This window comes from Microcoleus sp. PH2017_24_DOB_U_A, assembly GCF_020738205.1.
Taxonomy (GTDB): Bacteria; Cyanobacteriota; Cyanobacteriia; order Cyanobacteriales; family Microcoleaceae; genus Microcoleus.
Window position 1 is genome coordinate 1 of sequence record NZ_JAEQCT010000199.1, and the last position, 6,383, is coordinate 6,383.

General features: G+C 47.4%; 6 protein-coding genes. All 6 read left to right on the forward strand.

Going from position 1 to position 6,383, the window contains the following annotated elements:
- On the forward strand, positions 1-862 hold an 862-nt coding region (locus tag JGK07_RS32930), incomplete at its 5' end, for an RNA-guided endonuclease TnpB family protein (RefSeq protein ID WP_293226841.1).
- Between the two features lie 72 nt (positions 863-934).
- On the forward strand, positions 935-1,243 hold the full coding sequence (locus tag JGK07_RS32935) for a hypothetical protein (RefSeq protein WP_293187143.1): 309 nt from the start codon (positions 935-937) through the stop codon (positions 1,241-1,243).
- On the forward strand, positions 1,227-2,258 hold the full coding sequence (locus tag JGK07_RS32940) for a thiazole synthase (RefSeq protein ID WP_293226844.1): 1,032 nt from the start codon (positions 1,227-1,229) through the stop codon (positions 2,256-2,258). Before JGK07_RS32935 ends, JGK07_RS32940 begins: the two co-directional genes overlap by 17 nt.
- An 80-nt stretch (positions 2,259-2,338) precedes the next feature.
- Positions 2,339-2,506: a ssl1498 family light-harvesting-like protein gene (locus JGK07_RS32945; protein WP_293187141.1), complete on the forward strand. Its 168-nt coding sequence runs from the start codon at positions 2,339-2,341 to the stop codon at positions 2,504-2,506.
- Positions 2,507-3,007: 501 nt separating this feature from the next.
- The gene (locus JGK07_RS32950) at positions 3,008-5,428 is read left to right on the forward strand and encodes a tetratricopeptide repeat protein (protein WP_293220952.1); all 2,421 of its coding nucleotides are present in this window, start codon (positions 3,008-3,010) and stop codon (positions 5,426-5,428) included.
- 118 nt (positions 5,429-5,546) lie between these two features.
- Complete coding sequence (locus JGK07_RS32955; protein WP_293193997.1) at positions 5,547-6,239, forward strand: response regulator transcription factor; 693 nt, start codon at positions 5,547-5,549, stop codon at positions 6,237-6,239.
- The last annotated feature ends 144 nt before the right edge of the window (positions 6,240-6,383 follow it).

Sequence of the window (6,383 nt, forward strand, 5' to 3'; positions counted from 1 at the left end):
TTGCCAGAAGATAACTCAATATGCTTTCGACAATCTTGGTGATTCCTTCTCCTTATTTTTCTCAAAAAAAGCTGGATATCCCAAATTCAAGAAAAAGGGCCATCATGATTCCTTCACGATAGACGCAGGTGGAAAACCAATCCCGGTAGGTGGTACGTCCATAAAGTTGCCCACCATCGGCTGGGTAAAAACCTACGAAGGATTGCCTCATACCACCTGCAAGTCAATCACGATATCTCGAACTGCCGACAGTTGGTTTATTGCTTTTGCCTACGAACAGGAGCATGAATCAACTGTAAAGCAACACGATGTCGTGGGTGTTGACCTAGGAGTTAAAGAGTTAGCAACACTTTCGACGGGAGTTGTTTTCCCTAACCCAAGGCATTACAAAACGCATCTCAGTAAATTGCGTAGGCTGTCAAAGGAGTTATCCCGAAAGCTTAAAGGCTCTAGCAATAGATTTAAGGCGAAACAAAGGTTAGCAAAACATCATGAAGCGGTAGCGAATCTCAGAAAAAATACTCTCCATCAAATTACTACTTACTTAGGCAAAAACCACGCAACGATAGTAGTAGAAAATTTGAATGTTTCGGGAATGCTAGCCAATCACAAACTAGCTCAAGTTATCGCTGACTGTGGATTCTATGAATTCAAACGTCAACTGGAATACAAAGCTAAAAAGTTTGGCTGTGAAATAATCATTGCCGACCGCTGGTTCCCTTCGAGTAAAACCTGTTCAAACTGCGGACATATTCAAGATATGCCCCTAAAAGAAAGAACCTACGACTGTGAAAGTTGTGGTCATTCGATGGACAGGGATTTGAACGCAGCAATTAATTTATCGCGCTTGGCTAAAACGTGAAAGCTTACGGAGGGATAACCGCTCCCATGCTCCCGATGAAGTAAGAAGCAAATGTCTAGACTTGTCTAGGATTTGTATAGCAGAACGCCAGATGCTGAGATTGACGGTGAGATTTCCGAATTTAAGGAGTTGACAAAATCTACTAAAAACATCAGATACCGACTTCAAGAAGGAATCAGCAGGGCAAAGAATCAAGGTGCAGCAGCCGTTATTATTCACATCAACCGAGATAGTTATGAATTTTGGAAGATAAACGATGGCATCAGAAAAGCTTTTTATTCGGACGAAAGACAACTTATCCAGAATATTATATTAGTATTCAACAGCGAAGAAGTACAACAGATTACTAGGGAGGAATGGGAAAATGGAAGACGTTTTTAATGAATTTGAAGAAGTTATACAAACCGGCTTAAAAAATAATATGCCGCGAGAGGCGAAATTGATTACAGTTGGGCAAATTGTTTATGCAGTTACTCGTGATGAGCTGACAAATAAAGAAGGTTTGCAACTGGAAGAGATGTTGGGCGGTAGAGAACAATGGAAAGAGGCACTTGAGTATAGTATTTTTGGCTATCCAGTAGATACAGCAACTCCATCTTTTGATAAACCTCTGGTGATTGCTGGCAAAACTTTTCATTCTCGCTTGATGACGGGGACGGGAAAATATCGCAGCATTGCCGAAATGCAGCAAAGTGTCAACGCTAGCCGATGCGAAATTGTGACTGTGGCTGTGCGGCGAGTGCAAACAAATGCTCCCGGTCATGAAGGATTGGCAGAGGCTCTTGATTGGACTAAAATTTGGATGCTGCCGAATACTGCCGGTTGTCAAACGGCGGATGAGGCGGTTAGAGTGGCTCGTTTGGGCAGGGAAATGGCGAAGCTTTTAGGGCAGGAAGATAATAATTTTGTTAAGTTAGAAGTGATTCCGGATGCTAAATATTTGCTGCCCGATCCGATCGGCACTTTGCACGCCGCAGAGCAATTAGTCAAAGAAGGTTTTGCCGTTTTGCCTTACATCAATGCCGATCCGCTGCTAGCAAAACGCCTAGAAGAAGTCGGTTGTGCGACTGTCATGCCTTTAGGTTCGCCCATCGGTTCGGGGCAAGGGATCAATAATGCTGCCAATATTCAAATCATTATTGACACGGTGAATATCCCTGTGGTGGTGGATGCAGGGATCGGCACTCCCAGCGAAGCGGCCCAAGCCATGGAAATGGGCGCTGATGCACTTTTGATTAATTCCGCGATCGCCAATGCTCAGAATTCTCCGGCAATGGCCAAAGCAATGGGAATGGCCGCAGAAGCGGGACGTTTAGCGTACTTAGCAGGAAGAATGCCGGTCAAAGATTACGCGATCGCCTCTTCTCCCGAAACAGGTACTGTCACCTCAAAATAAATTCCCGAACTTAAGGGCGGCGATTTGATAGCGTTTTTTGGTAAAGTGATGGCAATCAAAAATATTGAGGATTGTTGCCAATGCCTTATACTACCGAAGAAGACGGACGCTTGAACAACTTTGCCAAAGAGCCGAAGATGTACGACGCCGTACCTCCCAACAAGAACCAGCAACGGAACTACATCATCCTGGGTGTTGCCGCCGCGCTGTTAGTAGCCGGTTTGGTGTTTGTGGCTGCTTCTGTGTAAAAACTGACCTGACACTCAAAGCTGCTTCAAATCGCTATTTTAAATAATCATTCAACAAACCATGTTTCCCAACCAATGGAAACATGGTTTTTGTGTTTCAATAAAAAGCAGGTATAGCCTTTCTCAAAAAGGTGAGGTATGACTGACAGGTTATATAACCACTGAAACCAAGAGGGCTCTCTTCCCAACAACGTCCGCGAATATGAGAGCGACTAAACAAGACAAGCAGAAATAGGGTTTTTTCCTTTCGGCGTTCAGGTTCAGGGGCGATCGTTGCAATTAATCAGACGGAATCGTCACAAATATAAAAAAATTGCTAATTGAAAATCTACAATCATGCAGGTCATCAACGGTGCGATTGACTGCCGAACTCGTCGGTGTTGCGAGTTAGGAGCGATTTCAACTCTACAATCCCAAATCTAAAATCTACAATCTACATTCCCAAATCTACATTCCCAAATCTAAAATCTAAAATCTAAAATCTAAAATCGCCAGACCGTGATGTCTATTCCTTCCCAAAAAGTTTCTAGCTCGAACAAGCAGATCTATCAACGCTTGAAACAGGCGATCGACCTCAACTTACGCCGTCAAATTTTTATTGCCGCCTGCGACGACCTGTGTTTGCGGGACTGTCTGGCGGCCCGCTTGCAGGCAGAATTAGCCGCCGAGGGCGCCGACTCGATTTCTCGTCCCTACCCGATCGACTATCCCCGATTTGTCAGTTTGGAACTCGACGTGAGCGAGCCCAATCCTTGGGACTCGATCGCCGCATGGCTGACTCAACACCCACTGCCCCGAAACGGCGGCAGCTACAGCCGTTTGCCGGGATTTCAAATTCTCGGGGCCGAACACCTGACCAGGCACTCACCAGCCGTGCAGTGGTCGTTCCTGAGCTATTTGAGAGACATCGAAGCAAACCTGCAAATGTGCGAATCTACTCTGTTGCTGTGGGTGTCGCGCCCTTGGTTGAGTTCGATCGAGCAATCGGCCCCGGAATTTTGGCAATGGCGCACCGGAGTATTTGAGTTTGAAGGCGAACCAACTCCAGCTAAGGGCGACTTCGGGCACTCGGAAGACTTCGGACACTCGGAAAACTTCGGAAACTTGCGGGACAACGGAGACTATGGCGACCAACTTTTAAAATATTTAAAGTCTTCTGAAGAATCCTCAATTCCCGATTCCCCATCCCCAATTCCCGATTCCCCATCCCCCATTCCCGATTCCCCATCCCCCATTCCCGATTCCCCATCCCCCATTCCCGATTCCCCATCCCCCATTCCCGATTCCCCATCCCCAATTCCCGATTCCCCATCCCCCATTCCCGATTCCCCATCCCCAATTCCCGATTCCCCATCCCCAATTCCCGATTCCCCATCCCCAATTCCCGATTCCCCATCTCCCATTCCCGATTCTGAACCCGCCACAACAGATTCTAAATCCGTCGAACTGGCAGATTTGGTGCTAGCAGCGGCTTCTCAGGAGTTGGAAGTAGAAGATAATCCCGCATCGGAAGACAATTTTCTGCCGCTGCAAACCCTGCAATATATTGCATTGCTGCAAGAACATGAGTGCTGTTCCGAAGCTTTGGCTTTGGCTTATCACAGTTTGGGAAATTACTACCGCGATCGGATTCTGGGCGGAGATTCCTCCCCGCAAAACCTGACAATTGCCATTCGCGCGATCGAGCAAGTGATTGCATACCTGGAACTCGACGACAACTCCCAGGAAAATCAACCACTAACCGAGGAATGCGCGCGGCTAATTTCCCAATTGACACAAAACTTAACTCAGTACGCCGAGGAGTCCCACAGCCTACCGCCAATTTCCGATCTGATCAACGATCTCGGTACTTTCTACTGGATGCTGTCGCGCGATCGCACGCAGCAGCATAACGCAGCCGATCCGGTATCCTGCCTCGAACGCAGCATCGCCCTCTACCTTGAAGGTTTGAACCGCACAGATGCCGACAGCGCACCCCAAACCCGCGTGAGATTAAACAAAAATTTGGGCATCGCTTCGGCAGATTTAGCCCGCTATCAAGATAAGACAGAGAACTTGCAGCAAGCAGTTGCAGCTTACCAACAAGCGCTACTAGATTTAGACCCGGCGGCGGAGCCCCAGCAGTACGCGGCGGCTCAGAATAATTTGGCGACAGCATACTGGAATTTAGCTCAAGATGGTCAGCCGATCGTCTATCTCAAAAGCGCGATCGCCGCTTACACCCAAGCCCTCTGCTGTTACAGTCCCGATCGAGAACCGCTCAACTATGCCGGAGTCCAAAACAACCTCGGTACCGCTTGCTGGAACCTCGCCCAGCACGAACCCTCAGAACTCTTGTTAGTCAGGGCGATTGATGCCTACCGCGAAGCCTTGAAATACCGCACCCGAGAATTGGTACCCGCAGCAGCAGCAGCTACCTACAACAATCTCGGTACCGCTTATTGGCATTTGGGGAACCAGTTCCAGCAGAAACAGGCCCGGACGGAATCTTTACAGCAGGCGATTACCGCCTACGAAGCTGCACTGGATATCGCCGGCAAGCTCGATCGAACCCAACTCACCTTTGACACCTGGGCCGCCCGCAACAATCTCGGACTAGCCCACTATCAACTAGCCACAGATCTAGATTTTGGCACCAACAAAGCCGCCCAAACCAGCCATTTAGAAGCAGCACTGCACCACCAGTTGCAAGTGTGCGCCGAATGGGGACAACATCTCAACGACAAAGGGTTAACATATGGAGATAAACTTAACCTGCAAGCCCCGCCAAACTCTCAAGCTGCCGATTCCCGGCAAACTGCATTGAGTTATATTGTGAAAACGATTAGAGCTTTCTATAGCGAATGTGGGCTGCAAGGCCAAAATCTAGCCTTATCCAAAGTACCTGGAGATTTATTGCCTGAAATCTTACGTAGGTTATAAGTATGGCTATAAATATGGCTACAACTATATAAAAGCTCAATTTTTTCGAGATTTGTATCCAGTTTTCTATTATTATGGCTGAATCTTCTTGCCTAATTCTTCAAACAAAGTTGTGGTCATGGCCCCTGTAAAAATCCTTGTGGTTGATGACGACCCGGCAATCCGAAATTTAATTCACCGTTTTTTGAGCCAGCAAGGTTATCAAGTTGAGTCGGCCGGAGACGGTCAGACTGGTCTGGAATTATTTGAGCAACTCAATCCTGACTTAGTAGTTCTAGATGTAAATTTACCCGATACTACTGGCTACAAACTCTGTCAAGAGATGCAAAAACGGACGGGCGTGTTTGTGTTGATGCTGACCAGCCGAACCGATGAAGCTGACAAAATGAAAGGGTTTGCCGAAGGCGCTGACGACTACATTACTAAACCTTTTAGTCTTGTAGAGATTGGAGCTCGCGTTGCAGCAATTTTGAAGCGCAAACGCCTTGTTACTCCGGCTCAACAACAAAGTCTGACCTTTGGAGAGCTACTAATAGATCCCGTCCGGCGCGAGGTAATTCTCGACAGTCAGATAGTTGCTTTGACGGCTTTAGAATTCGACCTGCTGTACTGTTTGGCAAGCAAACCCGGTCGCGTATGGAGGCGATCGGAATTGCTGCAAGAAGTCTGGGACTACGAGTATGTGGGAGCCGATCGCGTGGTGGATGTCCATATCGGTCAAATTCGCCGCAAAATTGAACCAGATACCAACCAAATCTCAATGATTCAAACCGTCCGGGGAGTAGGTTACAAGTTTGAGCCAAAAACCTAGCAGTATTCGGCATTCGGCAGCCGGATCTGTAGGGACAAGGCTGTAGGGGTTTGAAACTGTAACTTAATTTATGGACAAAGCTACCCATCCTTGACTATTTGGGTAGCTTTGTCCGCAACTCGGGCGATCGCACGAGACTATTTG